This window comes from Mesorhizobium sp. LNHC229A00, from assembly GCF_000502415.1.
Taxonomy (GTDB): Bacteria; Pseudomonadota; Alphaproteobacteria; order Rhizobiales; family Rhizobiaceae; genus Mesorhizobium.
In genome coordinates this window covers 1-542 of sequence record NZ_AYWQ01000158.1, presented here as the reverse complement: position 1 = coordinate 542, position 542 = coordinate 1, and the positions used below count along the sequence as shown (strand labels likewise).

At 60.7% G+C, this 542-nt stretch carries 1 pseudogene; it reads left to right on the top strand.

The features are described 5' to 3' along the window. Positions 1–295: 295 nt before the first annotated feature. A pseudogene (locus X742_RS1000000175335) lies at positions 296–542 on the top strand (IS110 family transposase); the annotation flags it as partial.

The window sequence follows — 542 nt, the reverse complement described above, 5'->3', positions numbered from 1 at the left end:
GAGGTCGCCGCTATTGCCGAGATCTACCGGATCGAGGAATGCATCCGCGGCATGGGCGCCGAGCAGCACCTGTCGGTGCGCAAGGCCGGGAGCGCTCCGCTCATGGCGGCACTGAGGAGCGGCTGAAGATGCTGATCGATGAGGTCTCGGCCAAGTCGTCGCTCGGCAAGGCTTGATGTTTTGATGGGTATTCGGCTTGAGCCCTGTCTGCGACGGCAATGGTTAGGGATGCAGCGTTTCGAGCTGATGATAGCGTGAGAGTATCGCCTCACAAGCATCAGGAAAGGAAGGCTGCATGAAGCATTACGCTGGACTGGACGTCTCTCTCAAAGAGACTTCGATCTGCATCGTGGACGAAACGGGTTCGATCTGCCGGGAGCTGAAGGTGCCCAGCCACCCGGAAGACCTTGCTCGGGCGCTCCAGGCCTCCGCATGGCAACTGGTCCGAATCGGGCTGGAAGCTGGCCGAAGCAGGCTTGCCCGTAGTCTGCATCGAGACCCGCCACACGAAGGCGTTCCTCAAGGCGCAGGTGAACAAGACC